Source organism: Burkholderia sp. Bp8984 (genome assembly GCF_003853755.1).
Lineage (GTDB): Bacteria > Pseudomonadota > Gammaproteobacteria > Burkholderiales > Burkholderiaceae > Burkholderia.
This window is the reverse complement of sequence record NZ_QTQN01000096.1, coordinates 1-914: the sequence shown is the minus strand read 5'-3', so window position 1 is coordinate 914 and position 914 is coordinate 1. Positions and strand designations below refer to the sequence as shown.

Below are 914 nucleotides of genomic sequence, written 5' to 3'. Positions count from 1 at the left end.
GCCGCTTCCGCTGCCTTGCCCGTGATGTTCTTCGCGCGCAGGTCCACCAGCATCACGTGGCTTTCGGTGCGCCCCGACACGATCCGCAGGCCACGCTTGACCAGCGTTTCAGCCAGCACGCGTGCGTTCTCGACCACCTTCTGCTGATATTCCTTGAACTCCGGCGACAGTGCTTCCTTGAACGCCACCGCCTTGCCGGCGATCACGTGCATCAGCGGGCCGCCCTGGATACCCGGGAAGATTGCCGAGTTGATCTGCTTCTCGTACTCGGCCTTCATCAGGATCACGCCGCCGCGCGGGCCACGCAGGCTCTTGTGCGTCGTCGTCGTGACGAAGTCCGCGTGCGGCACCGGGTTCGGGTACACGCCCGCGGCGATCAGGCCGGCGTAGTGCGCCATGTCGACCATCAGGTACGCGCCGACCGACTTCGCGATCTTCGCGAGACGCTCGAAGTCGATCTTCAGCGCGAACGCCGACGCACCCGCGACGATCAGCTTCGGCTTGTGCTCGTTAGCCAGCTTCTCGGCCGCGTCGTAGTCGATGTCTTCCTGTTCGTTCAGGCCATAGCTGACGACGTTGAACCACTTGCCCGACATGTTCACCGGCGAGCCGTGCGTCAGGTGGCCACCATGCGCGAGGCTCATGCCCATGATCGTGTCGCCCGGCTTGAGCATCGCGAAGAACACGCCCTGGTTCGCCTGCGAACCCGAGTTCGGCTGCACGTTCGCGGCTTCCGCGCCGAACAGCTGCTTCACGCGGTCGATCGCCAGCTGCTCGACCACGTCGACGTACTCACAGCCGCCGTAGTAGCGCTTGCCCGGATAACCTTCCGCGTACTTGTTCGTGAGCTGCGAACCCTGTGCGGCCATCACGGCCGGGCTCGTGTAGTTTTCCGACGCGATCAGCTCGATGTG

Annotated in this window: 1 protein-coding gene; it reads right to left on the bottom strand. The window is 64.2% G+C overall.

The annotated features are described in order from the left end of the window. The coding region (gene glyA / locus DID98_RS35480) for a serine hydroxymethyltransferase (protein WP_148093561.1) at positions 1-914 on the bottom strand (914 nt) is incomplete at both ends.